The organism is Embleya sp. AB8, assembly GCF_049739465.1.
Classification (GTDB): domain Bacteria; phylum Actinomycetota; class Actinomycetes; order Streptomycetales; family Streptomycetaceae; genus Embleya.
In genome coordinates this window covers 222,579-239,300 of record NZ_JBMHHY010000013.1, presented here as the reverse complement: position 1 = coordinate 239,300, position 16,722 = coordinate 222,579, and the positions used below count along the sequence as shown (strand labels likewise).

Here is a 16,722-nt window from a genome sequence, read left to right as displayed (position 1 = left end):
GCCCACCGATGAGTGTCGGCACAGCCGCCACCGACTCCCTTCCCGCCCGTGCCCTTCGGGTCATCCCGGGCGGGGTGAACAGCGGTCAGCGCCGGATCCCGGGCCTGACCGACCTGGTCATCACGCACACCGGCGGCGCCGGCTTCACCGACGCCGAGGGTCGCGTGTACACCGACTACCACTCCGCATTCGGCCCGCCGCTGCTCGGCCACAACGACCCGGACGTGCAACGCGCCGTGGCCGAGGCGGCAACTCGCCTGGACCTGACCGGAGTCGCGGTCACCGAGGGCGAGGTCACGCTGGCCGAGACCCTGGTCGAACTGGTCCCCTCGGTGGAGCAGGTGCTGCTCACCAGCACCGGCAGCGAGGCCACCTTCCACGCACTGCGCGTGGCCCGCGCGGTCACCGGTCGCCGACTGATCGTCAAGTTCCAGGGCTGCTACCACGGTTGGCATGACTCGGTGAGCCTGAACGTGATCTCCTCGCCCGACGCGGTCGGCGCGCACGACCCGATCTCCACCGGCATCCTGCCCGAGGTGCTCGAAGCCACCCTGGTCCTGCCGTTCAACGACCCGGCCGCCGTTCGCGCCGCGTTCGCCGAACACGGCAAGGAGATCGCCGCGGTGATCCTGGAGCCGATCCCGCACAACGTCGGCTGCCTGCTGCCCGAGCCCGAGTTCCTCACCACGCTGCGCGAACAGTGCACGGCACACGGCTCGGTGCTGGTCTTCGACGAGGTGATCACCGGCTTTCGGCACGACCTCGGCGGCTACCAGAAGATCGCCGGGATCACCCCCGACCTGACCACGTTCGGCAAGGCCATCGCCAACGGCGCCCCGGTCGGCGCGCTCGGCGGCCGGGCCGACCTGATGGAGCAGTTCAGCACCCGCCCCGGCGCCCCCGCGTTCTTCGCCGGCACCTACAACGGCCACCCGTGGGTGGTCGCCGCCGCCTTGGAGACGTTGCGCAAGCTGCGCGAAGAGCCGGTACACGAACACGTCTTCCGGCTCGGCGACCGGGTCCGCACCGGCCTGAGCGAGCTGTACGACCGGCTCGGCATCCCGGCCGTGGTCACCGGCTACGGCTCGGTGTTCGTCACCTACTTCATGCCCGGCGGCCTCCCGCGCAGCTACGCCGACCTGCTCGCCAACGACGCCGGCCGGTTCATCGGCTACCGGCGCCGGCTCCTGGAGCACGGCGTGTTCGAGCTGCCGCTGAACCTGAAGCGCAGTCACATCTCCTACGCGCACACCGACGCGGACGTCGACCACCTGCTCGCCGCCACCGAACTCGCCGTACGGGACACGATCAAGGACGGCGGGATCGGCGAACTGGCGGGCACGACCACGATGGGCGGCGCGGTCGAGGGGACGGTGCGCTGATGCTCGTCGTCGACCGTACCCGCCCCACCGGCCCGGCCGGCCGGATCACCCACGTCGAGACACTGCTCCTGGGCACCGCGTGGCGCGACTTCGGCTACGTGCGCGTACACACCGACCAGGGTCTGTCCGGTGTCGGCGAGATCACCCACCCCTACCGGGTCGCGGAAACTGCCGCGCTGGCCCAGGCGTTGGCGCAGCGTCATCTGATCGGCGCCGACCCGTTCGACACCGAGGAGATCTGGCTGCGCCTGTACCAGGGCGACTTCCTGCGCGGCGGCGACCTCGGCGGGATCGCGCTGTCCGGGTTCGACCAGGCCATGCACGACCTGATGGGCAAGGCGCTCGGCGTCCCGGTCTACCGGCTCACCGGCGGCGCGTGCCGGGACCGGGTCCGGGTGTACGCGAACGGCTGGTACAACGGCGAGCGCGCGCCCGAGGTGTTCGCCGCCAAAGCCAAGGAGACGGTGGCCAAGGGCTATTCGGCACTCAAGTTCGACCCGTTCGGCGCCGGCCTGCACGAACTCTCCCGCGCCGAACTGCGCCGGTCGATCGAGCTGGTCGGCGCGGTCCGGGACGCGATCGGGCCGGACGTCGACCTGTTCATCGAGGGCCACGCGCGGTTCGCGATGACCACCGCGTCGGCTCTGCTGCGCGCGCTCGAACCGTTCGACATCGGCTGGTTGGAGGAGCCGATGCCCTGGACGCACATCGAGCGCTACGCCGAACTGCGGGCCCGGGCACCGTTCCCGATCTCCGGCGGGGAGCACTTCCACAACCGCTACGAGTACAAGCAGCTGTTCGCGACCAACGCGGTGGACATCATCCAGCCGGACCTGTCCATGGCCGGCGGCCTGACCGAAGTCCGCAAGCTGGCCGCGATCGCCGACACACACGGCCTCATGGTCGCCCCGCACAACTCGAACTCGCCGCTGTGCACCACCGTTTCCGTACACGCCGCGCTCGGGATCACCAACTTCAAGATCCTGGAGACGTTCGACGGCCTGCTCGAACCGTTCGTCTTCGACGCGGTACGCGGCACGCTGCCGGTGACCGCGGACGGCCATGTGGAGATTCCGACCGCGCCGGGGTTCGGCGTCGAACTCGACGACGACGTATTCGCCGAACATCCGCCGACCCACCGGTTCTGGAACATGTTCTCGGCGGGGTGGGAGAAGAGGAACCGGACATGACCCTCGACCGGTCCGGCATCGTCGACGTGCACTCCCATCTCTTCCGCCAGTGTTGCGACTTCGACGACGTGTTCAAGGCCGAGTCGGCCCGCGCACATCACGGCGAGGTGGACCTGACGGTGCGTTGGGCGGACTACGCGGCGTCCAGTCCGGCGGACACCCGCACCGTCGTGGTCGGCGGCAAGGCCCGGCGCAGCGGCCTGTGGGTCGAGGACAGGGCCGTCGCCGACTATGTCGCGGCTCAGCCGCAGCGGCTGATCGGCTACCTGTCGATCGATCCCACCCAGCCCGGCTGGCAGGACGAACTGCGGTTCGGTCACCAGGAGTTGGGGCTGCGCGGGATCAAGTTGATGCCGATGTACGCGGGCTTCGATCCGGGCGATCCGCAATACGACCCGCTGTTCGGCTACGCCGAGAGCAACGGCCTGCCGATCCTGGTACACACCGGCACCACCTTCGTCTCCGCCGCGCCGATCGCCTACGCGCAGCCCCGGCTGCTCGACCCGGTGGCGATCCGCCATCCCGAACTGCGCATGGTGCTGGCCCATCTGGGCCACCCGTTCGAGGGCGAGTGCATCGCGGTGATCCGCAAACATCCGCACCTCTACGCCGATGTCAGCGCGCTGCACTACCGCCCGTTCCAGCTGTGGCACAGTCTGCGACTGGCCCAGGACTACGGCGTGTTGCCCAAGCTGCTGTTCGGCAGCGACTACCCGTTCACCACGGTGGACGCCTCGGTCGAGGGGCTGCGCGCGGTGGCGGCGGTGCCGGGCATCCCGGGGCTGCCGCCGCTGGATCGGGACGCGGTCGAGGAGATCGTCTTCCGCGACGCGCTGCCCCTGCTGGGGTTGTCGTGACCGGCGAACCGGGGCCCGGGGTGGACTTCACCGTGACCGGCCGCACCGCCCTGGTCACCGGCGCGGCCGGCGGCCTGGGCCGGGCCTTCGCGGTCGCGCTCGCCGCGGCGGGCGCCGACGTGGTACTCACCGACCGGCCCGGCGTCGACCTGGCCGAGACGGCGGCGCTGGTCCGGGCCGGCGGCCGTACCGCGTGGATCCGGCCGATCGACCTGAGCGAGCCGGCCGCCCTGGCCGGCTACGTGGACGGCGTGCGGGCCGAGATCGGCCCGCTGCACATCCTGGTCAACAACGCGGGCACCGCGGCCCTGGAGCGGTTCAACGAGATCACCGTGGCGAGTTGGCGCCGGGTGCTCGCGGTGAACCTCGACGCGGTCTTCTTCCTGTCCCAGCGGGTAGCGGAACACATGATCGCCGATCGGGTGGCCGGCCGGATCATCGCGGTGACCTCGAAGAACGCACACGTGGCCGAGGCCGGGCTGGCCCACTACAACGCCTCCAAGGCGGGCGTGGACCTGCTCGTGCAGAGCCTGGCCGTCGAACTCGCCCCGCACGGCATCACCGTCAACGCCGTGGCGCCCGGCATGGTCGAGACCCCCATCGACGGCGAATTCCCGCTGGACCGCGAGCCGTTCGAGGCGGCCTACCGGGAGCGCATCCCGCTCGGCCGCTATGCCACACCCGACGAGTGCGCCGGCGCCGTGGTGTTCCTCGCCTCACCCGCCGCGTCCTACGTGACCGGCACCCGGATCGTGGTCGACGGCGGCGTGCTCGCCGACCAGCTGCCACGGCTGCGCTACATGCCGCCGTATCGCAACTCGCGCTGACTCCCCGGCCGTTCCCCGCCGACCCGTCCCGACCGATGCCGACCCGGCCCCGGTCGGCGGGGACCCGCGCCACACCCCCATCTCGCGCCCGGATCGAGAAAGTGAGCGGGACCGCCATGTCCTCACTCGGTTCTTCCCCCTCGTCGTCCCGCCGCCGCCTGCTCGCCGCCGGCGGCCTCGGCGGCCTGCTGCTCGCCGGCGCCGCCGCGACCGGCACCGCCTCGGCCTCCCCCGACGACGACCGCGACGGCAACGGCAACGGCCCGCGCGATACCGCCACGAGCGTGCCGAACATCGCCGCGCTGCTGCGCCTGGACCCGCGCCGGATCCCGACCGACACCATGGTCCTGGTGGCCGGCTATCACGCCCCGGGCGACGGCGGCGGCATGGTGGTCCGCTGGGACCCCCGCTCGAAGCTGCCGGTCAACGGCGGCACGGTGTTGGCAAGTTCGTCCCCGAAGCGGGACGGCCGCTGGATCCAGGTGCACGACGGCGTGATGGACTTCCGCCGGTTCGGCATCGCGGACGACCACGTCCCCGCCGATGCCGCGCTCGACGCGATGGTCAACGACCCCTACATCCACCGCATCGAGGCGCACACCGACCTGCTCTTCGTCAAACGACACACCTTCGGCCGCTCCCGAATCGTGCTCGACTTCGGCGGCCACACCGTCCGCACCACCGGCATCGAGAAGAACACCCACGACAACCCGTTCGGCGCCGTCCTCTACTTCAAGGGCACGGTGACCGAGTCGGTGGTCCGGTACCCGCTCGCCGAAACCGTCCTCGAACTCACCGACGCCTTCCCGGTGCCCGACTCCGGCGCGTTCAAGGTCGGCGAGTGGTGGACCGTCGAGATCGACCCGATCGTGGGCGGCGGCACCTACGAGCGCGAACTGCAAAAGCTCGTCGAGATCACCCAGGTCATCGACGGCAAGCACATCCGCGTCGACTACCTCAACGGCTGGGAACTGGCCGCCGGCCGCCGGATCACCTGGACCCGGATCGAACCGGTGCAGCACGCGGACGTGCGCAACATGGTCTTCTTCGGCGCCGGCCCCAACGACGACGAGTACACCGGCTCGCATCCGATCGCCTACGAGCACGCGGTGCGCTGCGATGTCACCGGGATCGAGGCCACCGGGTCGTTCTGGCCGGTGATCATGCGCCGCTGGTGCACCCACTTCCACACCACAGGATCCGCGCTGAAGAATCCGCCGACCGTGATGTACGGCGGCGCGGGCTATCTGACCCAGCAGATCTACTGCCTGTACGGGCGGGTCGAGGACTGCGTGTCCAGCAATGCCCGCCACCTCAACGACCTGACCGCGTCCGCCTACTGTCACGTCGTCAACTGCCACGGCGACGGCGACGACCAGGGCGGCAACCCGTTCACCACGCACGGCCAGTACGAGCACGACCTGCTCTTCGAGGGCAACTCCGGCCTGATGGACATCGCCAACTCCGGTGTCCTGTGGGGTACTTCGGCAAAGCGGATCACCGTACGAGACCATTCCTGCTCGTGGTTCGTGGCCGGCACCAAGATCACCGATCTGACCCTGGAGAACGTCCGGGTGATCCCCCGGCCGACCTTCGACCAGGGCGGCACACTGCAGGTGAACGCGGACGGCGCCCAGTTGCGCGGCTGCGTGGCCCGTACGTTCGCGATCGGGCAGCGCTCGGCCCGATCCAGTCGGCCCAACATCATCGAGGGCTGCACCTTCGACCTGCCCGCCAAGCACGTGGTCGTGCAGACCCCGGTGACCAACACCGTGCACTTCCGGGACTGCCTGCTCACCGGCGTCGACGGCGCGATCCTGCGCGGCTCGGGCGAGGTCGACTTCGACTCCTGCACGATCGTCGGCGCCGGTCCCATCGCCGCGCCGCTGGACGTCGGTTCGGCGGTCCTGCGGCTGACCGCGAGCACCCTGACCAACACCGGTGTGCAACTCTCGGCGGTCCGCGACCAGAGCGCGCATCTGACCGCGGGCACCCGACTGACCGGCGGTACCGGCACCGGCACGCTGCTGTCCCGGGGTACCGGCTCTGGCGTGCTGCGCTGGCATCTGGACGGCGCGGCCTCGACCACGGACGGCGCGCATGTGCGTCTGGAGGCCGGGGTCAACCACTGGGTGGCCACCGGAACCCGATTCACCGGCGGCACGCTGGATCTGCGCCCCGACGCGTTCGCCGGCGCGTCCTCGATGTTGCACACCACGTGTGTCGAGGACGGCGTGACCCGGGCGGCGTTGCCGGCGACCGGCGTGCGGGTGGTCACCGCGGGAAACCTGGTGCTCTGAGATGCGCCTGCGCCCGAGCACCCCGGCCGACGACCGCGCGCTGCCCGCCCTGTGGGCGGTGGCCTTCCCGGACGCGCCCGGCCTGCCCGCCCTGTGGGCACACGATCCGGGCCGGCAGGCCCGCACGCTGGTCGCCGCCGACGAGCAGGACACGATCCTCGCCGTGCTGCACTGGCAACCCCGCCCGATCCGCAACGCGGCAGGCGGGGTGGACGTGGTCGGCTGCGTCGGCAGTGTGGCCAGTGCTCCGCAAGCGCGCGGCCGGGGGCTGGTCCGGCGGCTGCTCGGCCTGGCCATCGACGAGATGACCCGGTACGGCTGCGCCTGGTCGCTGATGTTCAGCGGCACGCCGGGGGTGTACACCGGATCCGGCTGGGCCGCCTTCCCGGCATCGTATCTGCGCGGCGTGGCCGGCCCCGAGGCCGCGTGCGGCGACCGCCGGGTGCGCCCGGCTCGGCCCGCCGACCTGCCCCGGATGGCCGAGACGCATGCCGCCTGGAACACGAACCGGCCGCTGACCACGGTGCGTTCGGCGGCCGACTGGGCGGACCGCTTCCCGCACTGGTACGCACCGCCGATCCGGGTGTTGGCCACCGAGGACGGGGACTACGTGGTGATCCGCCCGGACACCGCCGAGGTGCTCGAACTCGCGCACGGACCGGGCCGGCCCTACGCACTGCCCACGCTGCTTCGGGCGGCGGTGGGCGAACTCGGCGGCCCCGGCACGGTGATCACCCTGCGGGTACCGATCGACGCGGCGCTCACCCGGGCGGTCGGCCCGCTGCTGAGCGAATTGAGCACCGGGCACACCACGTTCGGGCTGGCCCGACCGATCCAGGCCGATCGGGCCACGGTGCGTACCACGGTCACCGCCCCCGGCGCGATCCACTGGCTGGGGGACGCATTCTGATGACTCGTCAAAACACCGTGGCTCGCCGGGACACGACGACCCGGCAGCACAACACGCGACCATCCGGTTCGGCGCGAAACCCCGTGCCGCCGAGCCGGGTGCCGGTCCTGGTCGGCGGTGACACCACTGCGGTGTGCACCGCCGACCCGGACACCGGCAGGTTGACCCGGATCGCCGAACCCCTGCCCGTGCGCACCGCGTATGCCGCCGCGCATCCGGATCTCGACCTGGTCTACGGCGTGGACGAGGCCCTCGACGGCACGATCACCGTGCTGGCGACCGGCCCGCACCCGTGCGTCCGCCAACAGACCCCCTCCCGCGGCTCGATCCCGTGCCACCTCGCGGTCTCCCCCACCAGCGGACACCTGGTCACCGCCAACTACGGCACCGGCGACCTGCTCGTGCACCGCCTGGACGCACGCGGCGCGCTCGCCGAGGTCACCGAGCACCTCCGGCTCCCGGGCTCGGGCTCGCGGGTACATCCGGAACGGCAGGACGCCCCACACCCGCACCAGATCGTCTTCGCGAGCGACGACACGCTCACCGTGGTCGACCTCGGCGGCGACGCGCTGTCGACCTACCACCTGGCGGCCGGCCGGCTGCACCTGCGCGCCACCCACCCGGTCCCCCCGGGCACCGGTCCCCGGCATCTGGCCGGCCGCTGGCTGATCGCCGAACTCGAGCCGGCGATCTGGGCGTTGCCCGACCTCACCCGCCACCCGCTGGCCGCCCCGGGCCTCCCGTCGGCCATCGTCACCGCGCCCGACGGCGCACACGTATACGCCGCCAACCGCGGCCCCGGCACGATCACCACGCTGGCCACGGCCGCCCCGCACCGGATGTCCCACCTGCCCGTCGGCGGCGCCGCGCCGCAGGACCTGGCCTTCGTCGGCGACGTACTCTACGTGGCCGTCCCCGACGCCGACGCCGTCACCGCGTTCCGCCGCACCCCCGGCACCGGCACGCTGCGCCCGCTGGGCGTGGCACTGCGCACCCCGGATCCACGCTGTGTCCTGCCACTTCGCCGGATCGAGCCGACCCGACCGGTCACGCGGTCCGGAACACCTCGCTCAGACTCGTGAAGCTGTCCCCGCCGTGCCCGGCCGCCATCCCACGCCGGAAGATCTCCAGGACCGCACTCGGCAACGCCGCATCCACCCCCGCGTCCCGCGTGGTGTGCAGCACGTGTTCGACACTGGCCACCCCCATCGCCAGGTTGTCCACGTCGCCCACGTGCTCGTCCGCATCCAGACGCGGCGCGTAGAAGGCCAGAAAGCCCGGCACCGAAGCGGCCGTGGACGACGCGTACGGCAGGAACTCGGCGGCCGAGATGCCGTGCGCCCGGGCCACGGTCAACGCGTGCAGCGCGCTGAGCATCGAGGTCCAGAAGATGTCCATCTGCAACTGGTAGAGCAGCGCGGCCAGACCCGGATCGGTCCCCCGATAGTCGGTCCCGGTGAGCACGGCCAGCGTGTCCCGATGCGCCTCGAACAGCTCGGTCGGGCCGCTGTAGAAGGTCGACATCTCGGGCGAGCCGATCCCCGACGGCGGCGACTGCACCCCGCCGGTCAACTGCCGGGCACCGTGCCGTTCCGCCCAGGCAGCGGCCGCGCGGGCATGCTCGGGGGTGTCCGAGGTGAGATTGACCAGTACGCGGCCGGACAGCGCCGCCACCACCGGCTCGAGCAGCGCATACATCGCGGCATAGTCGGTCAGGCTCAGCACCACCAGCTCATTGGCCGCCAACGCGCCCTCGATCGAGTCGGCCCGTACCGCCCCCTCGGCCACCAGGTCGTCCGCCTTGCTCGCGGTCCGGTTCCACACGGTCACCGGATGCCCGGCGGCCAGGAACGCCCGGGTCATCGCCCGGCCCATCGGCCCGAGCCCGATGACCGTGACCGCCTGCTTGTCGACGGCCTGCTTGTCGCCCATGAGTACTCCAGAAGTCGCAACGTCGAAGAACTGGACTAGAACGAACGCTCTATCCAGTGCCAGGAACGTAGCACAGCACTGGAACGAACGCTCTATCCGATATTCGCTAGACTCACCGTGTGAAGACCAAGGCGCAGCAGCACGAGTCGGCCGCCCGGACCACCGAGGCGACCCCGCTCGGCACGCGCGACCGGATCGTCCGGACCGCCTCCCGGCTGATGCAGCGGCAGGGCTACGACGGCACCGGGATCAAGCAGATCTCCACCGAGGCGGGCGCCACACTCGGCTCGATGTACCACTTCTTCCCGGGCGGCAAGCAGGAGTTGGCGGTCGCCGCGATCCGATACGGGGACGCCGAGTTCGTCGACATCCTGCGCGACGTGCTGGCCGCCGAGCCGGATCCGGGCACCGCGATCCGGGCGCTGACCCGCAGTCTGGCCGAGGGATTGCGCGCGTCCGACTGGGTGGAGGGTTGCCCGGTCACCGCGACCGCGCTCGGCAGCGCGATCGGCGCGCCGGACATCGCCGCCGCCGCCGCCGAGGCGTTCGGGCACTGGCGGGAGCTGGTGTTCGCGAAGCTGGTCGAGAGTGGCTACGCCGAGCCGGACGCGCGGGATCTGGCACACACCGTGATCAGCACCCTGGAGGGCGCCGAACTCGCCGCGCAGGTCACCCGAAGCGAGGAGCCGCTGCTCCTGGCCGGCGTACACCTGACCCGACTGCTCGACACGTACGAGCGCCCGAACTGATCGGGCTCGACCCCGCCCACCCACACACCGGACCCGCCTGCTCGCCGCCTACGAACGCCGGAGGGCCGAGCGCGGCTCAGCCCCGACCGCCCGCCCGCACCACGCCGTTCTCGTACGCGAACACCGCCGCCTGGGTGCGATCGCGCAGATTCAGCTTGGCCAGCAGGCGACTCACGTGCGTCTTGACGGTCTGCTCGCCGACCACGAGTCGGCCGGCGATCTCCGCGTTGGACAGGCCGTGCGCGATCAGCGAGAGCACCTCGGTCTCCCGCTCGGTGAGTTGCTCGACGCGCCCGCGCGGACCACCCGCCGCACCGCCGAGCCGGGCGAACTCGGCGATCAGCCGCCGGGTCACGGTCGGCGCGAGCAGCGCCTCGCCGGCCGCCACCACCCGTACCGCGTGCGCGAGTTGCACCACCGAGGCGTCCTTGAGCAAAAACCCACTGGCCCCCGCGCGCAGTGCCTCGTAGACGTATTCGTCCAGATCGAACGTGGTCAGGACGAGCACCCGAGTCGAGCACTCCGGGTCGGCGGTGATCTCGTGGGTGGCGGCCAGCCCGTCCAGGACCGGCATCCGGACGTCCATCAGCACCACGTCCGGGCGCAGCCGCGCGACCTGTTCGACCGCGTCGCGCCCGTCCACCGCCTCGCCCGCCACCTCGATCCCGGGCTGGGCACCGAGCAGGACCGAGAAGCCCTCGCGCACCATCATCTGGTCGTCGGCGATCAACACCCGGATGGCCATCGGTGTCACTGCTCCTCGGTCGGCAGGAAGACGTCCACGTGATAGCCCCCGTCGGGAGTATGCCCGGCCTCGAGCGTGCCGCCGGTCATCGCGGCCCGCTCGCGCATCCCCAGCACGCCCTGCCCGGACCCCTCGCGGGCGGAGGGTCGGGGAGCGGGGGGCGGCTCGTTGTGTACGCGCAGCCCGATGCCGGTCGGCACGTAGGCCACCTCGACCCGGACCCGCGCGCCGGGCGCGTGCCGCAGCGCGTTGCTGAGCGCCTCCTGGCCGATCCGGTACGCGGACAGGTCGACGCCCTGCGGCAGCGGGCGGCGGGCGCCGACGGTGACGCAGTCCACCCGCATGCCGGCCGCGCGGACGTTCTCGATCAGCTCGGGCAGCCGGTCCAGGGTGGGCAGCGGGGCCGGCCGGCCGGTCCCGGCGAGTTCGACCCCGCCCTCCTGTTCGGTGCGCAACAGGCCCAGTACGCGGCGGAGTTCGGCCAGCGCGTCGACCGCATTGGCGCGGATCGTGACAAAGCTGCGGACCAGTTCCGGCGGCGGGTCGGCAACCCGGTAGGGGGCCGCCTCGGCCTGGATCGCGATCACCGACATGTGGTGCGCGACCACGTCGTGCAACTCCCGAGCGATCCGGGCCCGTTCCTCCAGCAGCGCACTGCGCTCCCGTTCGCCGGCGGCCAGATCGGACTGCACGGCCAACTCCCGACGCGCGTCGCTGCGCCCCCGAAAGGCGACCACGACGACCATCACGATCGCGGTCAACATCGCCACGGCCGGCATGGTCCCCCAGTGCGCCGGCCCGGGCTGCCCGGCCCGCACCAGCAGCACACCGAACACCGTGGTGAGCCCCCAGGTCACCACGACGACCCGACCACGACCGTGGAAGGCGACATACGCCATCACCACGACCTGCACGAAGACCCCGACCGCACTCCACGGCCACTGCATGCCACCGGACGGGGACCGCCCGTGCACCCCCTCGGGCGTCGCGGCAAGCGCACACGCGACCGTCCCGGCCAGGCTCAACCACCAGGCCGGCAACGGCCGCTGCGGCGCCAACAGGATCGGCGCCCCGGTGGCCACCCCCAACGCGAAGGCCAGCCCACCGGACACCCCGGGATACCCGGTCAGCACCGCCCCCTGAATCCCCACGGTGATCACGACGGTGACCAATAACAACCCGCGGGCCACGGCCCGACTACGGAACGGCGCCGGCGGCCGCTCGGTCCGTACCCGAACATCGAACAACTCGTCCCGAAGCCCGACGGCCTCCCGCAGCACCCACCGCCGCATCCCGCGCATCCGCCCGGTACTCGCCGCGTCCACCGCATCCGGCGCGTCCACCGCATCGCCGACCCGCGCGCGCACCGTGCCGCTCGCGCCCGGCGACCCGGTCACGGCCGCCGCAACATCCGCGCCCGGCCCGCCCGTACTCGCCGCATGATCCGCGCTCACCGGGCCACCGACACTCGGCACGCCGGACAGTCCTCCCGCGCGCACGGCAACATCCGTGCCGCCATCCCGTCCGCTCCGATCGCTCCGCCGCTGGTGGCCCTCATCCACCACACGCTACGGGCCGCCCCCGTGCCCCGCGTCCCCGTCGTGGGTGATCCCCGGGATCCCTCTCAGGAGCTACCTCCGGAGTCCCCCTTACTGCGCCCGCCGGCCTCCCAGCGGTGGAACGCCGCCCAGCACACCAGCAGGACCACGGCGAACACCGGCATCCACGCGATCCGCGCCCCGATCCACGGCAACCCGTCCGGCACCGTGCCGAGCCCGAGCAGGCCGCCGAGGCCGATGCCCGCCGAGGTCACCGTGAGCATCGCGGTCTGATGCCACAGGAACACCGTCATCGCCGACAGGTTGACCAGCGCCACCGCCGCCCACACCGTCGGCCGCCGGGTCAGCACGCGCCGTAGCGGAGCCCGGACCAGCAGCGCCAACCCGCACTGGGCGAGCCCGAACGCGACCGCCGCGAGCGTCGGCGGATTCAGGTTGGAGATCGCCTGGCCCGGGACGCCGACCATGCTCACCGGATAGCCGCAATACCGGATCAGCCCGGCGCAGCCCACCGCCCCGACCACCAGGAACGGCCCGCCCAGCCGCTCGATCCGGCCCCGATGCGGCCCCGCCCACAACACCCCGAGGCTGTACGGGACGAGCCACCCGGCCAGTACGTTGACCCACCCGACCACCGCGGGACCGCCCGCCGCGAACCGGGTCACGTCCACCGCCGCCACCGTGCCCACGGCCAACACCGGCCCGGCCCGGCCGAGCCGGACCACCAGCGGGGTGAGCGCGGTCAGTCCCGCGTAGACCAGTACGAACCACAGCGGCGACAACACCAACTTGCCGAGCGTGTACAGGCTTTCCCCGGGCACGAAGTCGGCGAGCAGCACCATCCCGACCGTCCACACCGGCAACAGCACCATGATCGGCCGGCCGAGTCGGCTCATCCGCCGCCGCGCCCACGGCCGATAGTGGTCGGTGCGCGCGTACGACTGCGCGGCCACATACCCGCCGACCAGGAAGAACACCGCGAGCGGCTGGAGCAGCCAAGTCACCGGCGCGTAGTCCGGCATGTGCCGCAGCGGACTGTCCACCTGCCAGTGGTCGACGCCCGCGTAGACCCCCGTCACGATCCAGTGCCCGAACACCACCCCCAGAATCGCGAACGCCCGCAGCCCGTCCACCTCCCGCTCACGATCGACCGGCGTCGAGTCCTGAATCCGCCGCACCACCGTGCCGCGCTCAGCCATGGGTCACCTCCCCGACCTGCCCGCGCGTGATCAGCGCGAGGTTGTACAACGACCGTCCGCCCGGCCGCAGGTAGTCCGAGTGACCGCCACCTCCGGCTGCGAACTTCCGGGCTCCGAAGCGGTGTTCGGTCGGATCGGCGCCGAAGCCGATGGTGGTGTCGAAGAACGGGATGCTGACGTTGGGGACCATGTCGACCCAGTCCGAGCCGCCGCGACCGGCCCAGACCCGGGCCCCGGTGCCCAGTTCCTCCCGGTCGGGCACGCCGAGGCCGGGGCTGCCGAACACGGCCAGATCGGCGACGTCCAGCCGGGACACCGCCCGCCCGCAGACCACCGAGCCGTACGAGTGGCACAGCAGCGACACCTGCGCGCCGGGTGCGACCGCATACAGGCCCGCCACGAACCGCCGCAGCTCACCGGCGCCGTCCTCGGCCCGCCCGGTGGTCACCACGTCCAGGCTGATCGTGCGCGGCGGCGAGTAGCCCAGCCACGCGATCACCGCGACGCGCGCGGTCGGGTCCTGCGTGTGGATCTCCGCGTACAGTGCCCGCGCACCGCCGCCGGGCGTCGAGTACGGCTTGTCGCCGCGCGTGTCGAAGTGCGCCAGATCGGTATCGGCGCCCGGGACCAGTACCGCGATCCGCTCCGCCGTGGCCAGGTCGCCGAGCACCTCGACCGCGCGCACCCGACCGGCGCGCCCGTCGAAGGCCAGGAACGTCCGCGCCGGATCGGCCAGTCGCGCCAGCGTGTCGGCCTGATCCCGGTGCCCGCTCTCCCGGGCCGACCCGGCCGCCTCGGCGATGGCCAGTTGGTTGGCAGCGTAGCGCTCGGTCAGCGTCGCCGCCGACATCGCGGGCAGCGCCGGCGGCGCCGAGGCGACCGCGTCGCCCGTGCCCGGCCCGGCCAACACCCCCGCGACCAGCGCCGCGACGAGCCCCATCCGCAGCCGATCCCGCATGTCCCGCTCCTGTCCTCGAGGTACGCGAGTCGAAGCTAGGAATCGGCGTCGGTAGCCTGCGTCGCACCACGGAGTGGACCTGGCGGGTAGCTCTGTGGGACTACCCGGGTCACCCGCCGGGGTGCGATCGGGTCCAACCGCACGGCTGTCCGGCATCGGCCGCGTGCCGTCGGCCCTGGGGACACACGGGTCGGGCCGCATGGGGCCTCAGGTACCACCCGTGCTCTCCTCCGCTGGGCTGACGGCTCGTCGGCTCGGGCCGGCTACCGTGGAATCCGTGACTTTTCGCCCCGTCGAGTCGAGCCCCCGCCTGTTCCCGTCCTGGTCGCCGACCCGACGCTCGCGCGCCTTGGACATAGCGCTCGCGCTCTCGGTCGGGGTGCTGGGTTCCGGACTCAACTTCGTGCAACACCTGCGGGACTCGGGCGGGGACTTCTCGGACACCGGCGCCTGGTGGTCCTTCGCGGCCCAGATGATCGCCGGATTGGTCCTGGTCGTCCGGCGCCGGCACCCCTTGTGGTGCGCCGCGATCGTCGCCGTCACGCTGTTGCGGGAGCAGGCCCTCGGCTCCCTCTTCGCGGCCTACGCGGTCGCCGTCCATGTGACCGACCGGCGCCGGATGTGGCTGGGCATCGGCCTCCTGTCGCTGGCCACGTTGCATCCATGGGACTGGCGGGACCTGGGCAACGGCACGGCGAATGTGTTCGGGATCCTCACCCCCGCGTGCTACGGCCTCTACATCGCCTCCCGCCGCCGGCTCATCGCCGCGCTCGGCGAGCGGGCCGAACGAGCCGAGCGGGAACAGGAGTTGCGCGCCGACCAGGCCCGCGAGGAGGAGCGCAACCGGCTGGCCGGCGACATGCACGACATCGTCACACACCGGGTCAGCCTGATGGTGCTCCAGGCCGGCGCGATGCGCTCGCGCGCGGTGGACGACGCGACCCGCTCGGCGGCCGAGGACCTGCGCTCGACCGGCTGTCAGGCGCTGGCCGAACTCCGAGACCTGGTCGCGGTGTTGCGTACGGCCGAGCAGCACGGCGCGAGTGCCCCGGTGGAGCCGGCCGTACTCGATCTGTCCGCCCTGGTCGAGGAGTCGCAGGCGGCGGGCGTGGACGTGTGTCTCGATGTCGAGGGCACGGTCCGGCCCGCGTCGCCCATGGTGGTGCGGACCGCCTACCGGGTGGTCCAGGAGGCGCTGACCAACGTGCACAAGCACGCGCCCGGGGCGTTCGTCCGGGTCCTGGTCCGACACTCCGCCGGCGAACTGCGGATCACCGTCGGCAACACCCCCGCCACCGGGCCGCGCGAGATCGAACTGGGCGCGGGCGGCACCGGGTTGGTCGGCCTGCATCGGCGGATCGAACTCACCGGCGGCACCTTCCGGGCGGGCCCGCGACCGGACGGCGGCTTCGAACTCGACGCCCGCCTGTCGATCACCCCGACCGAATCCACCGAACCGATCAAGCCGGCCGGGGCCATCGGACCCACCAAGCCCACCGACCCGTCCACCGGGACCACCGGGCCGGCCGGTCCCCTCGCACCCACCGACCCGCCGAAGTCCGCCGCATCGGCCCGCATCGTGCCCGCGCGCACCGGCCGCCTCCGCCCGGTGCACCCGGCACCGGAGCCCGCGACGCCCGAATCCAGCACGCCCGAACGCGGGAAGCGAGAACGTGGAAGGCTCGAACGTGGGAAGTCGGCGGCCCCGGATTCGGCACCCGGCGTGTTGACCGGGTCACACCCCGAAACCGGCTGATACCCGGCGGATCCCGCCCCAAAAGGTTCCCGATCCTCGACACGTGTCACCGCCGCTTGGGTGTTGACTTGCTCGGCGCTCGGATGGACCCTCGGGCCAACCACATCGCGCCACACCGGCGCCCGCCGCCCGGCACCGTCCGGTCCCGGCCTCCCCGGCACCGGGCGGCGTCGGGAGCGCACCGCCACGCACAGCGCGGTCGAGCACCGAATCCGCCCATCACCTGTACCGAGCCACCCCGCACACAGGCCCTGTCCGGCGGATCCCGACGGGTCCGCGCCGCCTGGTACCGCGCCTCACCGCACCGGGGAACCGTCGAGTAGCACCACTATGCGGCCGCTTCCCCGACCCGCCGACG

General features: G+C 72.1%; 14 protein-coding genes. 9 read left to right on the top strand and 5 right to left on the bottom strand.

Translation table 11 applies throughout. The annotated features are described in order from the left end of the window. Window positions 1-8: 8 nt before the first annotated feature. The 7 genes from ABIA38_RS21100 to ABIA38_RS21070 all read left to right on the top strand — a co-directional run bounded on the left by ABIA38_RS21100 (window position 9) and on the right by ABIA38_RS21070 (window position 8,548). Complete coding sequence (locus ABIA38_RS21100) at window positions 9-1,382, top strand: aspartate aminotransferase family protein (RefSeq protein ID WP_424640274.1); 1,374 nt, start codon at window positions 9-11, stop codon at window positions 1,380-1,382. Next, window positions 1,382-2,572, top strand: coding sequence for a mandelate racemase/muconate lactonizing enzyme family protein (locus ABIA38_RS21095; protein WP_424640273.1), 1,191 nt, complete (start codon window positions 1,382-1,384; stop codon window positions 2,570-2,572). Before ABIA38_RS21100 ends, ABIA38_RS21095 begins: the two co-directional genes overlap by 1 nt. Next, a complete protein-coding gene (locus tag ABIA38_RS21090; protein ID WP_424640272.1) occupies window positions 2,569-3,429 on the top strand; it encodes an amidohydrolase family protein in 861 nt (286 codons plus the stop codon). Before ABIA38_RS21095 ends, ABIA38_RS21090 begins: the two co-directional genes overlap by 4 nt. After that, complete coding sequence (locus ABIA38_RS21085) at window positions 3,426-4,256, top strand: SDR family NAD(P)-dependent oxidoreductase (protein ID WP_424640271.1); 831 nt, start codon at window positions 3,426-3,428, stop codon at window positions 4,254-4,256. The genes ABIA38_RS21090 and ABIA38_RS21085 overlap by 4 nt, the downstream gene beginning before the upstream one ends. 101 nt (window positions 4,257-4,357) lie before the next feature. After that, window positions 4,358-6,556, top strand: coding sequence for a peptidase C14 (locus ABIA38_RS21080; protein WP_424640270.1), 2,199 nt, complete (start codon window positions 4,358-4,360; stop codon window positions 6,554-6,556). A gap of 1 nt (window position 6,557) precedes the next feature. Then, window positions 6,558-7,466 (top strand): GNAT family N-acetyltransferase, encoded by a 909-nt coding sequence (locus ABIA38_RS21075; protein WP_424640269.1) that lies wholly within the window; start codon window positions 6,558-6,560, stop codon window positions 7,464-7,466. Further along, entirely contained in the window at window positions 7,466-8,548 is a 1,083-nt protein-coding gene (locus ABIA38_RS21070; RefSeq protein WP_424640268.1) for a lactonase family protein, read from the top strand. The genes ABIA38_RS21075 and ABIA38_RS21070 overlap by 1 nt, the downstream gene beginning before the upstream one ends. Here the strand turns inward: ABIA38_RS21070 and ABIA38_RS21065 are convergent. Further along, the gene (locus ABIA38_RS21065; RefSeq protein ID WP_424640267.1) at window positions 8,514-9,398 is read right to left on the bottom strand and encodes an NAD(P)-dependent oxidoreductase; all 885 of its coding nucleotides are present in this window, start codon (window positions 9,396-9,398) and stop codon (window positions 8,514-8,516) included. The two genes, ABIA38_RS21070 and ABIA38_RS21065, sit on opposite strands and share 35 nt — an antisense overlap. 119 nt (window positions 9,399-9,517) lie before the next feature. Between ABIA38_RS21065 and ABIA38_RS21060 the strand changes: the two genes are divergently transcribed. Further along, the gene (locus ABIA38_RS21060) at window positions 9,518-10,147 is read left to right on the top strand and encodes a TetR/AcrR family transcriptional regulator (RefSeq protein ID WP_424640266.1); all 630 of its coding nucleotides are present in this window, start codon (window positions 9,518-9,520) and stop codon (window positions 10,145-10,147) included. A 76-nt stretch (window positions 10,148-10,223) separates the two neighbouring features. On the opposite strand, the gene ABIA38_RS21055 is transcribed toward ABIA38_RS21060, so the two are convergent. The 4 genes from ABIA38_RS21055 to ABIA38_RS21040 all read right to left on the bottom strand — a co-directional run bounded on the left by ABIA38_RS21055 (window position 10,224) and on the right by ABIA38_RS21040 (window position 14,608). Next, window positions 10,224-10,892 (bottom strand): response regulator, encoded by a 669-nt coding sequence (locus ABIA38_RS21055; RefSeq protein ID WP_424640265.1) that lies wholly within the window; start codon window positions 10,890-10,892, stop codon window positions 10,224-10,226. Between the two features lie 5 nt (window positions 10,893-10,897). Further along, window positions 10,898-12,346: a sensor histidine kinase gene (locus ABIA38_RS21050; protein ID WP_424640264.1), complete on the bottom strand. Its 1,449-nt coding sequence runs from the start codon at window positions 12,344-12,346 to the stop codon at window positions 10,898-10,900. Window positions 12,347-12,516: 170 nt separating this feature from the next. Continuing rightward, window positions 12,517-13,650, bottom strand: a complete 1,134-nt coding sequence (locus ABIA38_RS21045) for an acyltransferase family protein (RefSeq protein ID WP_424640263.1) — start codon at window positions 13,648-13,650, stop codon at window positions 12,517-12,519. Next, window positions 13,643-14,608: an alpha/beta hydrolase gene (locus tag ABIA38_RS21040; protein ID WP_424640262.1), complete on the bottom strand. Its 966-nt coding sequence runs from the start codon at window positions 14,606-14,608 to the stop codon at window positions 13,643-13,645. Before ABIA38_RS21040 ends, ABIA38_RS21045 begins: the two co-directional genes overlap by 8 nt. Before the next feature lie 277 nt (window positions 14,609-14,885). Between ABIA38_RS21040 and ABIA38_RS21035 the strand changes: the two genes are divergently transcribed. Beyond that, window positions 14,886-16,364, top strand: a complete 1,479-nt coding sequence (locus ABIA38_RS21035; protein WP_424640261.1) for a histidine kinase — start codon at window positions 14,886-14,888, stop codon at window positions 16,362-16,364. Window positions 16,365-16,722 lie beyond the last annotated feature (358 nt).

Excerpts from the sequence above, each read along its gene's own strand:
- ABIA38_RS21040 (WP_424640262.1), bottom strand. The coding sequence starts at position 14,608 with ATGCGGGATCGGCTGCGGATGGGGCTCGTCGCGGCGCTGGTCGCGGGG.
- ABIA38_RS21075 (WP_424640269.1), top strand. The coding sequence starts at position 6,558 with ATGCGCCTGCGCCCGAGCACCCCGGCCGACGACCGCGCGCTGCCCGCC.
- ABIA38_RS21100 (WP_424640274.1), top strand. The coding sequence starts at position 9 with ATGAGTGTCGGCACAGCCGCCACCGACTCCCTTCCCGCCCGTGCCCTT.
- ABIA38_RS21095 (WP_424640273.1), top strand. The coding sequence starts at position 1,382 with ATGCTCGTCGTCGACCGTACCCGCCCCACCGGCCCGGCCGGCCGGATC.
- ABIA38_RS21055 (WP_424640265.1), bottom strand. The coding sequence starts at position 10,892 with ATGGCCATCCGGGTGTTGATCGCCGACGACCAGATGATGGTGCGCGAG.
- ABIA38_RS21045 (WP_424640263.1), bottom strand. The coding sequence starts at position 13,650 with ATGGCTGAGCGCGGCACGGTGGTGCGGCGGATTCAGGACTCGACGCCG.
- ABIA38_RS21065 (WP_424640267.1), bottom strand. The coding sequence starts at position 9,398 with ATGGGCGACAAGCAGGCCGTCGACAAGCAGGCGGTCACGGTCATCGGG.
- ABIA38_RS21070 (WP_424640268.1), top strand. The coding sequence starts at position 7,466 with ATGACTCGTCAAAACACCGTGGCTCGCCGGGACACGACGACCCGGCAG.
- ABIA38_RS21090 (WP_424640272.1), top strand. The coding sequence starts at position 2,569 with ATGACCCTCGACCGGTCCGGCATCGTCGACGTGCACTCCCATCTCTTC.